The sequence below is a fragment of the Lacibacter sp. genome (assembly GCF_035299325.1).
Classification (GTDB): Bacteria; Bacteroidota; Bacteroidia; order Chitinophagales; family Chitinophagaceae; genus Lacibacter.
In genome coordinates, this window is the sequence record NZ_DATGWT010000022.1 from 250,234 (window position 1) to 268,502 (window position 18,269).

Genomic DNA, 18,269 nt, shown 5'->3' on the forward strand with positions numbered 1-18,269 from the left:
ACAGATTCATTTTGATGGTTCAATACTTGTCAGCAACAAAAATATACCGGGAGTCATCAAATTTAACTAAAATTGCTAAAATATTTAGCTATGCAAGCACTGAAACATACCCCTGCCCCCAAAGGTTTAACCATATACCGGCTTACTGATCCCGACTGTGTCACCCTTCGCATGTACGATGTTAGTGTGCCCGCAGGCTTCCCTTCTCCTGCGGCTGATTATCGGGAAGAAGAGATCGATTTCAATCACCTCTTACGTCCCCGTCCATCATCAACCTTCGTCATTAAGGTCGATGGTAATTCAATGATCGATGCACATATTCCCGATCAGTCATGGCTCGTTGTCGATCGTTCCATTAAACCGGCCAACGGCAACATCGTTGTCGCTGTAGTTAACAGTGAGTTCACGGTAAAACGTTTTGTAAAGAACAGCAGTGGCATTCGCTTAATGCCGGCAAACCCAAAGTATAATCCCATTGTCATAACAGAAGACATGGATTTCATCGTATGGGGCACCGTAACAAAAATTATTATCGATCCGCTTAAATCTTCAGTTTAATATATGATTGCCCTGGTCGATTGTAATAACTTCTATGCTTCCTGCGAAAGGATCTTTCAACCCTGGTTGGAAAACAAACCTGTTGTTGTGTTAAGCAACAATGATGGCTGCGTTATTGCCCGGAGTGAAGAAGCAAAACAAATCGGAATTGAAATGGGCGCACCTGCCTTTATGATGCAGGAATTACTTTCAAAGAATAACGTGAATGTATTTTCATCAAACTACACGCTCTATGGCAATCTGAGTGAAAGAGTGCTGCGTTTGCTTGGTACGTTCACTCCACGCATTGAATGTTATTCCATTGATGAAGCCTTTCTCGATGTATCAGATATGTTCCACACCGATCTGTTTACCTATGGCTCCACAATACGTCAAACCATCCGGCAACACATCGGCATACCGGTAACGGTGGGTATTGCGCCAACAAAAACATTAGCTAAAATGGCTAATCGCTATGCAAAAAAAACACAACGGCATAAAGGCGTTTACTGTCTTGATACAAAAGAAAAGATCAATGAAGTTTTGAACTTTACAGAAATTGGCGATGTGTGGGGCATCGGTGCACAACACGGTCGTAAATTAAAATGGATGGGCATCACCACCGCTGCCGACTTCGTCAATCAACTGAATCCTGATTGGGTCCGTACAAATATGACGGTTGTTGGCGAACGAATGCTCAATGAATTAAATGGCATTCCTTCCATTGAATGGGAAGATATGATCAAACCCAAAAAAGGGATCTGCACAGCAAGGTCATTTGGAAAATTGCTTTCTGAAAAAAAAGATATGCAGGAAGCAGTGGCAAACTATGCCTCTTCTTGCGCTGCGAAACTCAGGAAACAAAACAGTTGTGCAGGTTTAATACATGTACTCATTCAAACAAATGTCCATCGTACACAGGATAAACAGTATGCACGTAATATCACATTGAAAATACCTGTTGCAACAAACAGCACAAGCGAAATTATCCGTCATGCATTAAAAGGTCTCGACATCATTTATAAACCCGGTTATAACTTCAAAAAAGCAGGCGTCATTGTAATGGACATTGTTCCTGAAACAGAAGTTCAGCAGTCATTATTCGATAAAACAGATCGCAAAAAAGAAGCCGGCCTCATGAAAATACTTGATAAGGTCAACACCCGTTTCGGAAAGGATTTGGTTAGATTTGCAATACAAGGTTATGCACGGCAATGGCGTTTAAAACAGGAAAGTCTTTCTCCTTGTTATACAACCAATATTGATCAGGTACTCACAATTAAAATATGAGTAAACAAATAGTAACGGCAGAGTTATCCGAAGAACTTGTTCTTTTTCTTACTCAAGAGGGCTACTCACATATCTTTTCGATTGGTGAATTTTCTGCAAACAATGTTCCCGGCCAAAACACCGACGACTATCTTTTGCTCCCGTTAAAGCCGGATGATGTTCGGCTAAAGTTTGAAGAAGCTGATCAACTCATTAACCCCATTGAAAGTGATGAAGTAAAAGAAATGGCAGTGGGTGTTGATGCAATAAGGTTCTTAATAGAAGTTCCGGCAGACTTATATCACAAGTATTTAAACATTAACTGAACAACTCTTTGCAATGTTTAACCCCTGCTATCCTTTTACAAGAGAATTGCTCGATTCAATGGTCAGCAAGGAAGTAGTACACTTTGTTCGATCTACATACCCAAGAGGCATACCCAAAGATGATGCAGAGTATAAAGGAAGCTTTCTCATTTCACACTACCACAACCCTGCCGAAGCAGAACGTCATTACAATGCAATTCGGCATGATGCAAACCGGTTTCACTATGATGCACGTATAAAAGAACATTTGGAAAAATTGTACACGGCAGCTGATCAACCGGCAGGATATAAGATTTACTCCCGCATTATGATACCAGGCATCGAAAAAAAGATCACAACACTATTTAAAGAAAACACCAAACGATACCTGCACCGGAATACAGATTGGGATCTCAAAGGAAAAGTAACAATCACGCCTTTTTTGTATTTTCAATTAGGAGAACTGTACACAAGAATATCTTATCAGGGCGATGAGATAAAATTCAAATTTGAAGACTTAGAAAATAGTTAATCATGTGTCTTGACATTTCATTTCGTATCGACATTACAGAAGATTCTCTGTTCGATTACCTGCCTCACTTAAAAATCGATCCGCAGATCAATTTAAAGTTCGACAACAATGCACACATTCAGGCCCATGCACGGCCACACACCCGTATCATTTATAACAATACAGAGAACATTCCTTACATGACATTAATGCGTTGGGGTGTACTCACAAAATTCATGTTGAAAAGTCCGTTGAATTTTTTCAAGTATGGCAACAACATGTACAATGCCCGTGCTGAAAACATCTTCAATCCCAAATCAACCTGGTTCAAAATAAAACAGAACCGTTGCTTAATCGTTACCGATGGCATCTATGAACATCGCAAAATAATTGGTTGGAAAAACAAGGCCCCCTATTTCATTCGCCTCACATCAAAAAAACCAATGCTCATACCTGCATTGTATAATTATCTTGATGTCACACCCGATGATATTGCTTCCATCAAAGCAACAGGCGATACAAAATTCCTTGAAGCAATCAATAAGATCATCAATATTGAAACAGGCGAGTTGTTAGGCACACATGCAATGATCACCACTGCGGCAAATGAAAAGATGCAAATGATTCATAACGATGGCGACAACAAATACCGCATGCCTTTATTTATGGAACCTGAAATGGCAGTTAAATGGATTGATCCTTCATTAACGGATGAAGAAATGAAATCAATGCTTGCCTTTCAGATCCCTTCCGAAAGTCTTAGTGAAACCCCTGTCTACACCATCCGTTCACAAAATCCCCGTCCCGATGGTTTGTTAAAACATCACCCTTACAAGTGGCCTAATCTTCCGCCATTGGGAAACGATGCGCCGCTTGAGCAACAGAGTACTCTGTTTTAAGTCCTGGAGTAAATCCCCTTCCTGTTTTTTAAATCTGTTATCAGAGTAATAATATAACGGTACCTCTTTCTTCCACTCTCCCATTTTAATCAATTTCAATCCTGCTTTCATAAGAATTAATGACCGCATCGCTCGATATTTGGCAACCACACCCACACCCTAAATCCCGTTGTCCTTCACTAACAATCAAATTAGTAAAGATGACAGCCACAGGAAAAAAAATCAACATGCCGCCATTCCTGAGTAAGCTACATGATGCAATGTCTGCACAGTTAGAGCAAATCGAACAGGAAGAAGAAAGCATGCTCTTCAAGGCAGAAAAAAGTATACACATCACCAAGGCCGCTATGGAAAAACTCAGGGAACACATCAGCCGGTTTAAATTCGAATCGGCAACTGAAGAAATCCATTTCTTCAAAGAAATCAAACCTCGCTTTTACAGTAAGCTCATCTACCATCTCAAAGTATTTAATATTGAAACACGGCGTCCCAATGGTGAGCAAAAAGCAGAAGAAAAATTTTTGCGAAAAGAAATGCAAAAGCTCACGCATTTCTTCGATAACAATCTTGAGTTTTACCAATACTACCGCACCGGGGCCAACTATCTCGATGAAAAATATTTCCTCCGTGGCAGTCAGGATCTTTATCTCACACTTGATCCGCACTACTTCAATACCGATCCTTCATTCAGCACAAGTCACGATTTTAAAGTGGCCAAATTAATTGCCAATGAACTGCTCCGTATCTATCTCAACAAAGCAATTGAACAGTCTCATCAACATATTCAATCAACGAACCGCTTTTCTGCAAAACCTGTACTCACATGGACCGGTTCTAAAACATCACTCATTGAACTGTTATATGCTTTGCAAAGCACCGGTGTTTTCAACAACGGCTCTGCCGATGTAAAACAAATTGCCACCTATTTCCAGGAAACCTTTAATGTGGAGCTTGGCAACTACTATCGCACCTTCCAAGAAATACGCATCCGCAAAGGAAGCCGTACACAGTTTTTGGAACAGTTAACCAACCAGATTATCAAAAGAATGGATGAAACAGATGAACTGATCAGATGAGTCAGTCCAATATCTATTTTCTAACGTACAATTCATTGATTTACTAATATTTACGAATATCGCAAATTGCGAATTGCGAATTACAAGTAAACTTTGTAATTTTGTACCATGCGAAAACACAATGGTATGCGCCCGCAGGATATTGTTATCCTTTTAAAAATTATTGCAAAAGGCCAGCTGAATTGGCAACTAAAAGATCTTGCCTATGAGTTGGATATCAGCCAATCTGAAGTTTCAGATTCGCTGAACCGCAGTGCCATGGCAGGTTTGCTGGAGGCTGAAAAGAAAAAAACTGTACACCGAAATTCACTCATGGAGTTTTTGCAATATGGACTGCATTATGTTTTTCCGGCCGCTCCCGGTAGCATGGTAAACGGCATTTACACTGCACATTCGCATCCATTCATGCAACAATATTTTAAAAGTGAAATGATGTACGTATGGCCCCTACAGAATGGGAATGTCAGAGGGTTGGCAATTGATCCACTCTACAAAGGCCAGGCAGAAGCATGTTTAAGGGATGAACTGCTTTATCAAATGCTTGCTCTGATTGATGTCATACGGGTGGGGCGTGTAAGGGAAATGGACATTGCGGTAAAAGAGCTCCGTAAACTGATCTTATAGAATATATATAAGGGTTTATTGCTATCTCCCATCTTTACATGAATTTCCGGCATTATCGCAATCATGCCATACAACAATATCAAACCAATCTTTTCAATGAAACATACTATCAATATAACCCGTATTAAAGCCGTAAGCAATGCTTTGGGGAACTTAAAAGAGAACGTCGTATTTGTAGGCGGAGCAACCGTTTCACTTTATGCCGACAGGGAAACAGAAGAATCCCGCCCTACCGACGATGTAGATGTACTGGTTGAAATAAGTTCCCGTAAAGCCTATGCAGAACTGGAAGAACAGTTACGCAGCATTGGTTTCAGCCACGATGTAAATGCTGGCTTTGTTGGCAGGTTTTTAATGGATGGGCTCATCGTTGATGTAATGCCAACCGATGAAACCATTCTCGGTTTTTCAAACCAATGGTATAAAGAAGGGTTTCAATCAGCAGTCAATTATTCCATTGATGAAATGCACAGTGTAAACATATTTACAGCCCCCATTTTTATTGCAACCAAACTGGAAGCTTTTAAAAACAGGGGAAATAATGATGGTCGACTGAGCAGTGATTTTGAAGACATCATTTTTGTACTGGAGAACAGATCTACAATCTGGGAAGAGCTAAAAAATACCAAAGGTCCGTTGAACAGTTATTTGATGTCAACATTTGAATCGCTCCGCAACGAAAAATACATTGAAGAGTGGATTGAATCGCACAGTTCTCAACGTATCTCCTCTATATTGGAAGGCATGGATTACCTACTTGCTTAATCCTAAAATATACAACCGCCATTTCTGTTCACAAGAGAAATGCCTCATTCCTTTTATTTTCAAACCATTTTTTTTAGCCTATAGAATCGGCATAAATAAAAGAATAAGAGAAACGCAATTGAATAACTCTCAGTAATCAATCTGTGTAACATCTGTCACAAGACAACGAACACTTACAATACTACTGTATAAGCTGCAAAAAAATCATTCAAAAAAACTTTCCCAACTACTGATCACGGTGTGAAAAACCGCTTTTTTTCTATCACATCTTTGTTCTGCTAATCATTCAAAATAAAAACAGTTCACTATGTTCACCTCGTACAGTTGGAACGATTATTTCATCTTCACAATCACTATCCTGTTTGCTTACTACACATTCATCGCCGTCCGGTATTACAAATGGGAACTGCTGGCACTTGCAGGTGTTCATCGGCAGACATCCGGCTATAAACAATTACAGGCCGCTGATCTCAAGCATCAGTTTATAACAAATAGCACAACTGAAATTTCAGCAGGCAACATTGCTGTTACTGAACAAGCCTTCATTGCTGCATTAAAAGCAGAAATCACTGCACTCTTTGCCAACAGTCCCGAAACAACTTCATCTACTTTATTGAGCGACTCACTGAATGCCGTCATCCGCAAATATCCCCCCCCGTCCATTCAACAACGGCAGGATCTGAGTCGCTTTATATATTCAGAAGCCAATACTTATTTTCCAGGGCTTCTCACAGAAAACGATGTTGAGCAGTTGTGGTTTGGATAATAATGAAATGCTTCGCTGCGCAAGTGCAGGAGAACCAAGTGCGTAGAGACTAGCAGCAGCGAAGCATTCATTTTTTAACAATGAAAAATTTGCTACTATGAAGAAAAAACATTCACCAAAAAATCACCTCATCAAAGAGTTACTGTTAACACTCTTTACAATCCTCTTGTGTATTGTTGTTGGCTGGGCACAGGATGGTAATGCAGGTATTAACGAAGCCAATACAAAAGTGCGAAGCTACTTTGCCTCCGGTGTAAACCTGATGTATGCCGTGGGTGCAATCGTAGGTCTAATTGGCGCTATCAAAGTTTATCAGAAGTGGAACAGTGGCGATCATGACACCGGCAAAGTTGCATCCGCCTGGTTTGGCAGTTGTGTGTTCCTTGTTATTGTAGCCACAGTGCTGCGTTCCTTCTTTGCTGTATAAACAAAAATGATGTTGCAGCATCTCTCCATATTATATCACGATTATCTCAAAAATCATCACCCCGAGCTGGTCATGGAACGGCAGATGGCGGGGGTATTGAAAGAATCGATCGAGCAGGAACTCAGTCCTCTCAAACCATTACTTGAAAAACTTTCAGCAAACCAATTGCAGCCGGATGATATACTGGAACAATGTTTAATGGAACTGATTGCTGCGTTGCCAGCTTCCCGCTTTGATTATATCACCGAACTACTCAGCACTGAATTTGAAGAGCAACATGAACAACTGCTCAACTCCGGTCTGCTACCTTATGAATGCATCAACCTGATTCAACATTGTAAACCTGTTTTCGAGAAACTGAATTTTTCATTGACAACGCAAGATGATCCTTTCATCCGCTATGCTTTCATCGGAGCTATCAGTGACTATTTAAATCGTGCACAAGAACAAGGAAGCAATGCAGTACAACAGTCAACAACATTTAACGCATAATCTGGCCGCAATAAGGATTGCACTTAACTGGCAGCCAGGAACAGCACTGTCTGTTCTGGATAGAGACGCCCTCAAACTATACAGCGGTTTTGGTGGCATCAAAGCGATCCTGTTTCCGGAAGGAAAGTTGCAGCAGTGGAAAGAGCTGCACGCATCTAAAGAAGATCAGCGTTTGTATCCGCAGGTCATGGAACTGCATCAACTATTGCGGGATAAATTATCTGAAGAAGAGTATCAATCATGTATTGAATCGTTACGCAACAGTATTCTCACTTCGTTTTATACACCGGACTTTGTACCGGACACGCTTTTCAAGGCTCTAAAAGAAACGGGTATTAACATTGAAAATTTTTATGAACCCAGTAGTGGTCATGGTATTTTTATAAGAAGCGCAATCGAAACCTTTCCTTCCATTCAGTCTGTCACTGCAATTGAAAAAGATTTGCTGACCGGTAAAATATTAGCTGCCTTACAACAGGATGCATCCGTTCCTGTTGATGTGCAGATCAAAGGTTTTGAAGAAACCAGTGACAAAGAAAACAACCGCTTTGATCTGATCTGCAGTAATATTCCTTTTGGCAATTTCAAAGTGCATGACCGTTCGATCAAGGAAGCTGAACTGAAGAATAAAATCCACACTTATTTTTTTGCAAAAGGATTAGAAAAACTAAGAGACGGTGGGCTATTGGCCTTTCTTACGACTGATGCCTATTTAAACAATCCTTCCAACCAGGCTGCGAGGGAACATCTGTTTCAGCATGCAGATTTTATCAGCGTTTGCAGAATGCCCGACAACCTGATGAAGGTTACTGCTAATACAGAAGCACCGACGCATTTATTGGTTGTGCAGAAAAACAACAGCAAGCAAAGTTTTTCGGAGGAAGAACAGTTACTCTGTAAAACAATCGAACAAAATAATCAGTTCGGAACATTTACTACTAATCAGTACCTCAGTCTTCACTCTTCCTTACTGCTCGGCAATCAACAACGAGCAGGTAAAAATCAATACGGTCAGGCGCATCAAGAACTTGTGCAAACAGGAGAAGTCAGTGATATTAAAGAACAGTTTGTAGCCATTCTCTCAATAGATCTTGAAAAACGTTTCCAGAAAAAAAAATTCGAACAAAAAACCGAACAAGCTATTGAAGTAAAGCCAAAACTTACACTACTCCCTCCTCCCGAAAACAAAACAGATACAGGTTCTTTTCAACTGGGCTTGTTTGATCAGCATATTTCATCGAATGGGAACAGAGCATCAGCCTATATCAACAACCTGGATAAAACTGTGGTCGATAGCAAAACCGCTTCCATCATCAATATCATCAAACCGGAAGATACATCTACGCATGAAACCATTGTATTGCTTACAGCAAGATCACATGCCTTCAAACAATATGTCTATAAACTATATTCCAATACAAAAGAATTACAGTTCCCGGTTAACTGGATGAGTGCGGCAGCGATGCAACACGAATTAAAAAATCTACCGGTTACACTTGCAGTTTATGACCATGCATTCCGCAATCATGGTGAGCAGGCCTTTCATGTTTCATTTTCGAAAGCAGACGCACTGACCGAACTGACTTCGTTAAACCCATTTTACAAAGAAGGTACACTACTGGTGCACAACGAACAAGTTGGGTATGCAAGCTTTTCAGTATCCGACAACCAGCATGCGGTTTTTATTCCATCCGTTCAAAGCAATAAAGATCTGGCCTTCTTTATTCAATACAGCGCACTACGTGATGGCTATCTCAGCCTCATGCATAGCGATGCACTTTCACTTACAGAAAAGGAACAACAGTGTATTGAATTAAGTGATCAATACGACCGGCTTGTACGCAGCTGGGGCTTATTAAATTCTTCTGCTAATCGTCAGCGTATTTTAAAAGATGATGCATTTGGATTAACGATGCTTTCCTCCCTGGAACGAAAGGATGGCGACCGCTTTATAAAATCAGATATACTCACCCAATCATTCATTGTACCGCAGGAAGTGTATCGTACTGATAACCCGCACGAAGCACTTGCTAAATGCTTAAGTGATAAAGGATGTGTAGATCTTGAATTTATTGCAGCAGCAACAGACAGTACAGAAACAGAAAGCATTGAAGCACTTACTCAGAAAATATATTTCAATCCCATTGTCCATCAGTGGGAAACAGTCGACGCTTTACTCAGTGGCAATGTGGTTGATAAACTACGGCAAATAAAATCAATTGCTGAACAGCATCCGGAAAACACTTACATCAGCACAAGTCTCACTGCTCTAGAAAAAGTCCAACCCGAACGGATACCGTTTGAATTACTTGATTTTAACCTGGGTGAACGCTGGTTACCAACAGAACTGTATGAACGCTATACATCCAGTGTACTGGAGCTTCCAGTTACTGTAAACTATTTTCCTTCGGTTGACACATTTAAAGTCAATACAAATGGCGGCAATGCAAAAACAAACCAGGAGTATGCTGTGACTACCAAAAGCGGTAAAACAACCTATGCTTCTACCCTCTTTGAACATGCATTGGAAAACACGACACCTTTTTATACATATAACGTTGACTTAGGTGATAAAATGATCCGTGTTCCCGATAATGAAGCCATTCAACTGGCACACCAGAAAATCGAATCGATCCGAAATGGTTTTACAGTTTGGTTACAAGATCAATCAGCAGAAGAAAAACAGGCATTGGAGGAACGGTATAACAACCTGTTCAATTGTTATCAGTTGCGGGAGTATGATGGTTCACATCTGCAATTCCCTTCACTCAATAAAGCAAAACTTGGTATTGATGATCTCTACAGTTCACAGAAGAATTCTGTATGGCGGATCATCCAAAATCGTGGTGCACTCATTGATCATGAAGTAGGTCTTGGTAAAACATTGACTATGGTGGTTGCTTCGCATGAGTTAAAGCGTTTGAAGATTGCCAACAAACCTATGATTCTTGCACTAAAAGCCAATGTGCGGCAGATTACTGAAACCTTTAAAAAAGCCTATCCTAAAGCACGGATACTTGCACCGGGCGAACAGGACTTTACTCCTTCCAAACGGCTGCGGCTCTTTCATGAAATCAAAAACAATCAGTGGGATTGTATTATTATAACCCATGACCAGTTTGCAAAGATTCCCCAAAGCCCGGAGATCATGCGGCAGATCTTTCAATCAGAGCTGGATAATATTCAAAAAGACCTGGCAACCTTAAAAGAAACCGGCGGAGAAATTTCCAGAAGCATGCTCAAAGGTTTGGAAATCCGCAAAACCAATCTGAGTGTAAAACTAAAAGCTGTTGAACAGGCCATTGAAGAAAAAAAAGATACAGGCATCAGCTTTGCGGAACTGGGTGTTGATCATTTGTTTGTTGATGAATCTCATAAATTCAAAAACCTCACTTTCACGACAAGACATGATCGGGTTGCAGGTTTGGGAAACAAAGAAGGAAGTCAGAAAGCACTCAATATGCTTTTTGCTGTCCGCACATTACAACAAAAACAAGAGCGTGATCTTTGTGTAACGTTTTTATCCGGCACTCCTATTTCCAACAGCCTCACTGAAATGTATCTGCTGTTTAAATACCTGCGACCGAATGAAATGAAGCGGCAGCAGATTGAAAACTTTGATGCCTGGGCGGCGGTGTTTGCACGCAAAACAGTTGACTTTGAATTCTCGGTTACCAATGAAATTATAGCCAAAGAACGGTTTCGTCATTTTATCAAAGTTCCGGAGCTGGCGATATTCTATAACGAGGTTACCGATTACAAAACAGCCAAACATATTCAGTTAGATAAACCGGAACTGGATGAACAGCTTGTGAACATCGCTCCTACTCCTGAACAACGTGTCTTCATTCAACAGTTAATGCAGTTCGCCAAAACCGGTGATGGAACGCTCATTGGAAGAGCAAAACTGACAGACGAAGAAGACAAAGGCCGCATGCTGCTTGCCACCAACTATGCAAAAAAAATGGCGGTAGATATGCGGCTCATCAATGACCGAGTCTATAGTGATCATCCAGATAACAAAGTGAATGTATGCGCCAGAAAACTGGCGGCTATATATCATCAAACAAGTTCCATAAAAGCTACGCAGATTGTATTCAGTGATATCGGCACACCCAAACCGGATGCATTTAATATCTATCATGCACTAAAGGAAAAATTGGTACGAGATCATCAGGTAGCCGGCGATCATATCAGTTTTATTCATGACTGGAGCGATAGCCGAAGACCGGAGTTGTTTCGTAAAATGAACAGTGGTGATATCCGTATTCTGATCGGCAGTACAGAGAAAGCAGGCACCGGATTAAACGTACAGCAACGTGTAGTGGCCATGCATCACCTGGATATTCCCTGGAAACCATCCGAACTGGAACAACGCAATGGCAGAGGTGCAAGACAAGGAAACATCATTGCAAAAACGCATAACGAGAATAAAGTGCAGAGCTATATCTATGCGGTGGAGAAGTCGCTGGATAATTACAAATTCAACCTGCTGAAAAATAAGCAGACGTTTATCAGCCAAATTAAAAATGCAGAGTTGAACGTGCGGACCATAGATGAAGGGGCCATGGATGAAAAAAGCGGAATGAACTTTTCAGAATACATCGCTATTCTTTCCGGCGACACGACACTACTGGAAAAATCAAAACTTGAAAAAAAGATAGCGGTGCTGGAAAGCCTACGTCATGCGCATCACAAAGAACAAATTAATGCAGGATTCAAACTGGATCAGTTACAGGAAGAAAAAAGCAATGTCCTGCATATTGCTGCAAAACTTGCAACAGATGCAGCATACTACCACAAGGTTTTACTATTTGAGAAAGATGGCACAAAATCCAATCCTTTACTGTTGGAAGGAAAAAGCATCAACGACCCTGAAATGAAAGGACGACACCTCATCGATCTCTACACTACGTGGAAACCAGCAGATCCATCAACTGATGAAGAGCGCATCGGTTCACTCTATGGTTTTGAACTTTATATCCGCAGACAAAAAGAAGCATTCGAAGAAAACGGTCTGTTTCAATATACTTACTCCAATGTGTTTTATGCCACGCGCCAGGAAACCAATATTAAATACAACTGGAACCAAGGGCATATCAATATTGATAATCCCAAACTGGCAGCCCGTTATTTTCTCAACGCCATTGACCGGGTGGATACATTAACAGATAAATACAACAAGCAATTACAAGAGTTAGATAAAAACATTCCACAACTGGAACGACTTCGAACCAAACCCTTTGAACAGGAAAAGGAACTCAGTACACTCAAGCTGGAGGTACAACGACTCGAAAGGGAGATCACAATCAAGATTCAAAAAAACTTAACCACTTCCGGCCAGGAAGTCTCTGCAATAGAAAAGCAGGAAGATGCAAAGGTTATCAGCATAAATGGAAAACCGGAACAGAAGATTCCGTTACTGAAAAAAGAAACCGAAAAAAAGAAAATTAAAAAAATCAGCCTTTAAAAATTTGGCCATGCATAACAGTGTTTATTCAATCAATAAAAACATCAACAAGTCCATAGAGTTTAAGGGACTGAAGGCGCAGTATATCTGGTATCTCGGCGGCGGATTGGTTTGCCTGCTCATCTTATTTGCCATTCTTTATCTCTGTGGTTTTGGCTTACTGGTTTGCTTACCGGTAACAGTCATACTCGGTTCTATTCTATTCATGCATATCTATAAACTCAGTAGAACGTATGGCGAATATGGGATGATGAAAAAAATTGCCAACCGTTCCATACCTGCAGTGATTAAAAATAATTCATTAGTTCAACTCAAACAGCAATTACTCCATGCGAAAACTCTCTGACATATTACCAGTGTATGCCATTGAGCATGATGCCATCCTTTCTAAGTATGGCGATATTACCATTGGCTATCAAATCTCACTACCGGAACTATTCACCTTGAGTAATGATGAATATGAAGCTTTTCATCATGCATGGATCAAGGCCATCAAAGTACTGCCCGTTAACAGTATTCTTTGCAAACAGGATTGGTTTACCGAAGCAGGCTTTCAACCGGATTACAAAACAGATCAGGAAAGTTTTTTGTCCCGCAGCAGCAACCGCTTTTTCGACGAACGTCCCTATCTAGATCACAAAGCTTTTATATTACTCACCCGAAAAGCAAGTAAACGAAAAACTGCTTCTTCCCTGTTCTCCACTTTACTCCGAAAACATATTGTTCCGGAAGAAACACTGGACACAAAATTCCTGCATGAGTTTCTCAATCTTACAGGTCAGTTCCAGAAAATACTTACTGACAGTGGATTTGTGCAATTAGAACGCTTACACAATGAGACCCTTGCTGATCTTGTGCTGCATTACGTGAATCTTGGACAAAATGATGCGGTTGTACGTGATATTGAATTTAAACCGGAATGGAAGATTGGCGAATTTCATTGCCAGCTTTTTACCATGGCTGATGCTGAATTTGTACCGGCCATGTGCGGTTCCCGCATCAACTATGATAAATACTCTACTGATAAAACAAAATTCAGTGTAGGCTTTGCTTCTCCGGTTGGTCAGTTGCTTTCCTGTAATCATCTCTTCAGTCAGTATGTGTTTATTAACGACTCGCAGAAATTGTTTCAACAACTAGAAAGTAAAAAACTGAGGCTGCAATCTCTTGCTGCTTACAGTCGAGAAAATGCAATCGCAAAGGAATCAACCGATGCATTTCTGAATGAAGCGATCAGTGAACAACGCTTACCAGTGAAAGCGCATTTTAATCTACTCAGCTGGACAACGGAAGCTTCGCAGATTAAACACCTCAGGAATTTATGTTCTTCAGCACTTACGCAAATGGATGCCAAACCAAAACTTGAAACAGAGGGTGCGGCACAGATCTTTTGGGCAGGTATCCCCGGAAATGCAGCTGATTTCCCGATGAATGAAACCTTTGACACCTTCTCTCCACAGGCCTGTTGTTTTTTGAATCTTGAAACCAATTACCGCTCTTCCCTCAGCCCGATTGGAATCCGCTTGGGTGACCGCTTAACAGGCAGACCCATTCATGTTGACCTCTCGGACGAACCGATGAACAAAGGCATCTGCACCAACCGGAATAAATTTATTCTTGGCCCATCGGGAAGCGGCAAATCATTTTTCACCAATCACATGCTCCGATCTTATTACGAACAGGGAACACATATTGTACTGGTAGATGTTGGTCATTCCTATAAAGGATTATGCGACCTGGTAAAGGGCTACTACTTCACTTACTCTGAAAAAAATCCGATCCGCTTCAACCCGTTTTATATAACTGATGAAGATGTACTGGATACGGAGAAGAAAGAAAGTATTAAAACGCTGTTGCTGGCACTATGGAAAAAAGACACTGAAACCTTCAAGCGGAGTGAATATGTAGCCCTTTCCAACGCATTACAACTATACTTTGACCGGATAAAAACGGATACAACCATCTTCCCTTGTTTCAACAGTTTTTATGAATTCTTAAAAGATGAATTTGTAACTGTACTAAAAAACGATAATGTACAGGACAAAGATTTTGATGTATCCAATTTTCTCTATGTTCTCCGTCCTTATTATAAGGGTGGTGAGTTTGACTACCTGCTGAATGCAACCGAAAATCTGGACCTGTTACAGCAACGCTTTATTGTATTTGAGCTGGACAATATCAAAGACCATCCCATCCTGTTTCCGGTTGTAACCATCATTATAATGGAAGTATTTATTTCAAAAATGCGCAAACTGAAAGGTATCAGAAAAATAATCCTGATCGAAGAAGCATGGAAAGCGATTGCAAAAGAAGGAATGGCTGAATATATCAAATACCTGTTTAAAACGGTGCGTAAGTTTTATGGCGAAGCGATCGTGGTGACACAAGAAGTAGAAGACATCATCTCTTCCCCTGTTGTCAAACAAGCCATCATTAATAACAGTGACTGCAAAATATTACTTGATCAAAGCAAGTATCAAAACAAGTTTGACCAGATACAGGAACTGCTTGGATTAACGGAGAAAGAAAAGGCATTGATTCTTTCCATCAACAAAGCCAATGATCCTTTATTAAAGTATAAAGAAGTTTTTATTTCGCTCGGTGGGGTTGTGAGTAAGGTTTACCGAACAGAAGTGTCGCCAGAAGAATACCTGGCTTATACCACGGAGGAAAAAGAAAAAATGAAGGTGCAGGCATGCGCACGCAAACATGGAGGCAACCTGGAACGGGCGATACAGGAATTAGCAGATGCATTCAATCAATCGTAAACAGCTTTCTATGAAACAAAAATTGCTCTACTATTTATTTGTTGCAATGCTGCTAAGCAGTTGTTCAAATCTTAAAACTGACAAAACACTTGTCTTTCTGCCGGGTACTTATGTCCGAAGTGAATTAAGAGAGTTTGGACAAATTAATGACACCATCACAATTAAAGTACATCACAGTGAGGTCAACAGTTTTGTGATTGAACAGCGATGGCGTTATGACCGGATACTGGATGGCGTGCCACAGGAGCCCGAATACAAAGTAATCAAAGATCTGGGCATGTATAATTCGTCGAAAAAATTGTTACAGAACCAACGCAACTTGAGGATCTATTCGTTCGATGAGAGGAAAAAAGTATTGTACTACGGCATATCAGTCTTTCAAAAAATAAAATAAGTCATCATGAAAAACATCTTTATCAGCTTTTCACTTATTGCTTTTTGTCTGTTGGCACCTGTTCAGCAAGCAAAGGCAGCCGATCCCATTCTTCAACTCATTAAAGAAGCTGTGATTAAAGTCATCAAAGAAATCGATCTGCAGGTTCAACGACTTCAAAACAAAACCATCTGGCTGCAGAATGCGCAGAAAACTGTTGAAAACAAATTGTCTGAACTCAAACTTAACGAGATCAGAGACTGGGTGGAAAAGCAACGTAAGCAATACGAAGACTATTTCGAAGAACTATGGAAAGTAAAAACAGCCATCCTCACCCTGAAAACAGTCAAAGACATTGTGGACCGACAGATCAGCCTGGTCAAAGAATACAAACAGGCATGGGTGTTGTTTCAACAGGATAAGCATTTCAGCAAAGAGGAACTCCAATACATGTTTGCTGTTTATTCAGGAATACTGGAGCAAAGCATTCAACACATTGATCAGTTAACCATGGTGATCACTTCCTTTGAAACACAAATCAGTGATGGCATGCGCCTGGAAATGATTCAGGCGGTCGGTACGGCAGTAGATGAACAATACACAGATCTCAAAAACTTCAACAATCAAAATAAAATTATCGCCATTCAGCGTGGTTTGGAAAAAGGCGAGATTGATCATGTACGCAAGCTTTATTCATTGCCCTTAAACTAATTGATTCCAGCAACTAAAAACGCATGTAACATGAAAAGATTGATATTAGTTGTACTTATTCAATCCCTGCTATTCTATCGGGTAATGGCACAAACCAGCCAGCCACCGAAAGAAATGATTGAGCAAATTGTTGCACTGAAAACATTTTTAACCCACCTGAAAAAAGGCTACCAGATTGTCCATTCGGGTTTACAAACGGTGAACCGGATCAAGAATGGTGATTTCAATCTGCATCAGTTGCAATTTAATAAGCTGCAACAGATTTCTCCGGCAGCGAAAAAAACGGCAGCGATTTACAACACAGCAATTATACAGGCAACCCTCCTGCTTGATTGCCAGCAATTAGCCCGACGGTTATCTCAATTAAAAACATTGACAAAGGAAGAAGAAAGCTTTTGCTTTAAAACACTTCAGAGCTTCATCGATGAATGTAAACTGGTAGCGGATGATTTTATACAACTGATTACGGCTGGCGAACTGGAGTTAAAAGAAGATGAACGTATCAATCGCATCTTGTCAATACAACAACAGACAGTGAGGCTCGATATAACCGTTCGTTCATTTGGCGAACAGCTTACGCTCCTTTCACAGAGCCGTGTCCAACAGCAACGCTCTGTAGATCATTCCAAACTATTAAATAATCTGTAATGAAAAAGATCATCCTGCTGATTCTCTTATGCGCCCTGAGTTATCAAAGCAAAGCACAGGCGGCCGAAATACAACAACTGATATTGAATCTGGAAAAACTGACGCAATTCAGAAAAATCCTGCAAAACATGTATGATGCATTTAAACTGCTCACCAAAGGTTACAATGCTGTAAAAGATATTTCTGAAAGCAACTTCAATTTGCACAAAACTTTTCTGGATGGACTGGCCGATGTAAGCCCCGCAGTAAAAAAATATAAACGGATCGCTGATATCATCGACTACCAATTGCGCATTGTCAATGAGAGCAAAAAAGTGTTACAGCAATTTCAATCAGATAAACAGTTTACTGCTGAAGAATTAAACTACCTAACGGGCGTATATGATAACCTGATCCGCCAAACCCAGCAACATGTAGAAGAACTGTTATTGGTTATTACTGCCGGTAAACTCCGCATGAGTGATGATGAACGTTTACAGGTTATAGACCGTATTTTCAGATCAGTGGAATCGCAATACGGTTTTGTCCGTGAATTCAGTAACAGCACAAAACTGTTGTCATTGCAGCGAAAATCAGAACAACTGCAAATTGATCGGATGAAGCTACTGCACCAGCGTTAGGAAACAGA

At 40.5% G+C, this 18,269-nt stretch carries 18 protein-coding genes; all 18 read left to right on the top strand.

Annotation, left to right across the window (positions count from 1 at the left end):
* Positions 1 to 90: 90 nt before the first annotated feature.
* Complete coding sequence (locus VK159_RS12970) at positions 91 to 558, top strand: translesion error-prone DNA polymerase V autoproteolytic subunit (RefSeq protein ID WP_324230572.1); 468 nt, start codon at positions 91 to 93, stop codon at positions 556 to 558.
* Positions 559 to 561: 3 nt separating this feature from the next.
* Positions 562 to 1,827: a Y-family DNA polymerase gene (locus tag VK159_RS12975; protein ID WP_324230573.1), complete on the top strand. Its 1,266-nt coding sequence runs from the start codon at positions 562 to 564 to the stop codon at positions 1,825 to 1,827.
* Complete coding sequence (locus VK159_RS12980; protein WP_324230574.1) at positions 1,824 to 2,132, top strand: hypothetical protein; 309 nt, start codon at positions 1,824 to 1,826, stop codon at positions 2,130 to 2,132. Before VK159_RS12975 ends, VK159_RS12980 begins: the two co-directional genes overlap by 4 nt.
* A 13-nt stretch (positions 2,133 to 2,145) precedes the next feature.
* Positions 2,146 to 2,643: a hypothetical protein gene (locus VK159_RS12985; protein WP_324230575.1), complete on the top strand. Its 498-nt coding sequence runs from the start codon at positions 2,146 to 2,148 to the stop codon at positions 2,641 to 2,643.
* A 2-nt stretch (positions 2,644 to 2,645) separates the two neighbouring features.
* Positions 2,646 to 3,521, top strand: coding sequence for an SOS response-associated peptidase (locus VK159_RS12990; protein WP_324230576.1), 876 nt, complete (start codon positions 2,646 to 2,648; stop codon positions 3,519 to 3,521).
* A 200-nt stretch (positions 3,522 to 3,721) separates the two neighbouring features.
* Positions 3,722 to 4,597 carry an RteC domain-containing protein gene (locus VK159_RS12995; RefSeq protein WP_324230577.1) on the top strand — a complete coding sequence of 292 codons (876 nt, stop codon included), beginning with the start codon at positions 3,722 to 3,724 and terminating at the stop codon, positions 4,595 to 4,597.
* Between the two features lie 108 nt (positions 4,598 to 4,705).
* The gene (locus tag VK159_RS13000) at positions 4,706 to 5,221 is read left to right on the top strand and encodes a hypothetical protein (RefSeq protein ID WP_324230578.1); all 516 of its coding nucleotides are present in this window, start codon (positions 4,706 to 4,708) and stop codon (positions 5,219 to 5,221) included.
* 96 nt (positions 5,222 to 5,317) lie between these two features.
* Positions 5,318 to 5,986: a hypothetical protein gene (locus VK159_RS13005; RefSeq protein ID WP_324230579.1), complete on the top strand. Its 669-nt coding sequence runs from the start codon at positions 5,318 to 5,320 to the stop codon at positions 5,984 to 5,986.
* A gap of 307 nt (positions 5,987 to 6,293) precedes the next feature.
* On the top strand, positions 6,294 to 6,752 hold the full coding sequence (locus VK159_RS13010) for a hypothetical protein (RefSeq protein ID WP_324230580.1): 459 nt from the start codon (positions 6,294 to 6,296) through the stop codon (positions 6,750 to 6,752).
* Between the two features lie 97 nt (positions 6,753 to 6,849).
* Positions 6,850 to 7,179 carry a DUF4134 domain-containing protein gene (locus VK159_RS13015; protein WP_324230581.1) on the top strand — a complete coding sequence of 110 codons (330 nt, stop codon included), beginning with the start codon at positions 6,850 to 6,852 and terminating at the stop codon, positions 7,177 to 7,179.
* A 9-nt stretch (positions 7,180 to 7,188) separates the two neighbouring features.
* Positions 7,189 to 7,671: a hypothetical protein gene (locus VK159_RS13020; RefSeq protein WP_324230582.1), complete on the top strand. Its 483-nt coding sequence runs from the start codon at positions 7,189 to 7,191 to the stop codon at positions 7,669 to 7,671.
* Positions 7,637 to 13,141 (top strand): helicase-related protein, encoded by a 5,505-nt coding sequence (locus tag VK159_RS13025; protein ID WP_324230583.1) that lies wholly within the window; start codon positions 7,637 to 7,639, stop codon positions 13,139 to 13,141. The genes VK159_RS13020 and VK159_RS13025 overlap by 35 nt, the downstream gene beginning before the upstream one ends.
* Positions 13,142 to 13,151: 10 nt before the next feature.
* Positions 13,152 to 13,487 carry a DUF4133 domain-containing protein gene (locus VK159_RS13030; RefSeq protein ID WP_324230584.1) on the top strand — a complete coding sequence of 112 codons (336 nt, stop codon included), beginning with the start codon at positions 13,152 to 13,154 and terminating at the stop codon, positions 13,485 to 13,487.
* Positions 13,471 to 15,909 (top strand): TraG family conjugative transposon ATPase, encoded by a 2,439-nt coding sequence (locus VK159_RS13035; protein ID WP_324230585.1) that lies wholly within the window; start codon positions 13,471 to 13,473, stop codon positions 15,907 to 15,909. Before VK159_RS13030 ends, VK159_RS13035 begins: the two co-directional genes overlap by 17 nt.
* A gap of 10 nt (positions 15,910 to 15,919) precedes the next feature.
* Positions 15,920 to 16,303, top strand: a complete 384-nt coding sequence (locus tag VK159_RS13040) for a hypothetical protein (RefSeq protein WP_324230586.1) — start codon at positions 15,920 to 15,922, stop codon at positions 16,301 to 16,303.
* 6 nt (positions 16,304 to 16,309) lie between these two features.
* On the top strand, positions 16,310 to 16,993 hold the full coding sequence (locus VK159_RS13045) for a conjugal transfer protein TraI (RefSeq protein WP_324230587.1): 684 nt from the start codon (positions 16,310 to 16,312) through the stop codon (positions 16,991 to 16,993).
* A gap of 30 nt (positions 16,994 to 17,023) precedes the next feature.
* The gene (locus tag VK159_RS13050; protein WP_324230588.1) at positions 17,024 to 17,641 is read left to right on the top strand and encodes a hypothetical protein; all 618 of its coding nucleotides are present in this window, start codon (positions 17,024 to 17,026) and stop codon (positions 17,639 to 17,641) included.
* Positions 17,641 to 18,261 carry a TerB family tellurite resistance protein gene (locus VK159_RS13055; RefSeq protein ID WP_324230589.1) on the top strand — a complete coding sequence of 207 codons (621 nt, stop codon included), beginning with the start codon at positions 17,641 to 17,643 and terminating at the stop codon, positions 18,259 to 18,261. The genes VK159_RS13050 and VK159_RS13055 overlap by 1 nt, the downstream gene beginning before the upstream one ends.
* The last annotated feature ends 8 nt before the right edge of the window (positions 18,262 to 18,269 follow it).

Coding starts and splice junctions, on each gene's coding strand:
- VK159_RS12970 (WP_324230572.1), top strand. CDS start 91: ATGCAAGCACTGAAACATACCCCTGCCCCCAAAGGTTTAACCATATAC.
- VK159_RS12975 (WP_324230573.1), top strand. CDS start 562: ATGATTGCCCTGGTCGATTGTAATAACTTCTATGCTTCCTGCGAAAGG.
- VK159_RS12980 (WP_324230574.1), top strand. CDS start 1,824: ATGAGTAAACAAATAGTAACGGCAGAGTTATCCGAAGAACTTGTTCTT.
- VK159_RS12985 (WP_324230575.1), top strand. CDS start 2,146: ATGTTTAACCCCTGCTATCCTTTTACAAGAGAATTGCTCGATTCAATG.
- VK159_RS12990 (WP_324230576.1), top strand. CDS start 2,646: ATGTGTCTTGACATTTCATTTCGTATCGACATTACAGAAGATTCTCTG.
- VK159_RS12995 (WP_324230577.1), top strand. CDS start 3,722: ATGACAGCCACAGGAAAAAAAATCAACATGCCGCCATTCCTGAGTAAG.
- VK159_RS13000 (WP_324230578.1), top strand. CDS start 4,706: ATGCGAAAACACAATGGTATGCGCCCGCAGGATATTGTTATCCTTTTA.
- VK159_RS13005 (WP_324230579.1), top strand. CDS start 5,318: ATGAAACATACTATCAATATAACCCGTATTAAAGCCGTAAGCAATGCT.
- VK159_RS13010 (WP_324230580.1), top strand. CDS start 6,294: ATGTTCACCTCGTACAGTTGGAACGATTATTTCATCTTCACAATCACT.
- VK159_RS13015 (WP_324230581.1), top strand. CDS start 6,850: ATGAAGAAAAAACATTCACCAAAAAATCACCTCATCAAAGAGTTACTG.
- VK159_RS13020 (WP_324230582.1), top strand. CDS start 7,189: ATGTTGCAGCATCTCTCCATATTATATCACGATTATCTCAAAAATCAT.
- VK159_RS13025 (WP_324230583.1), top strand. CDS start 7,637: ATGCAGTACAACAGTCAACAACATTTAACGCATAATCTGGCCGCAATA.
- VK159_RS13030 (WP_324230584.1), top strand. CDS start 13,152: ATGCATAACAGTGTTTATTCAATCAATAAAAACATCAACAAGTCCATA.
- VK159_RS13035 (WP_324230585.1), top strand. CDS start 13,471: ATGCGAAAACTCTCTGACATATTACCAGTGTATGCCATTGAGCATGAT.
- VK159_RS13040 (WP_324230586.1), top strand. CDS start 15,920: ATGAAACAAAAATTGCTCTACTATTTATTTGTTGCAATGCTGCTAAGC.
- VK159_RS13045 (WP_324230587.1), top strand. CDS start 16,310: ATGAAAAACATCTTTATCAGCTTTTCACTTATTGCTTTTTGTCTGTTG.
- VK159_RS13050 (WP_324230588.1), top strand. CDS start 17,024: ATGAAAAGATTGATATTAGTTGTACTTATTCAATCCCTGCTATTCTAT.
- VK159_RS13055 (WP_324230589.1), top strand. CDS start 17,641: ATGAAAAAGATCATCCTGCTGATTCTCTTATGCGCCCTGAGTTATCAA.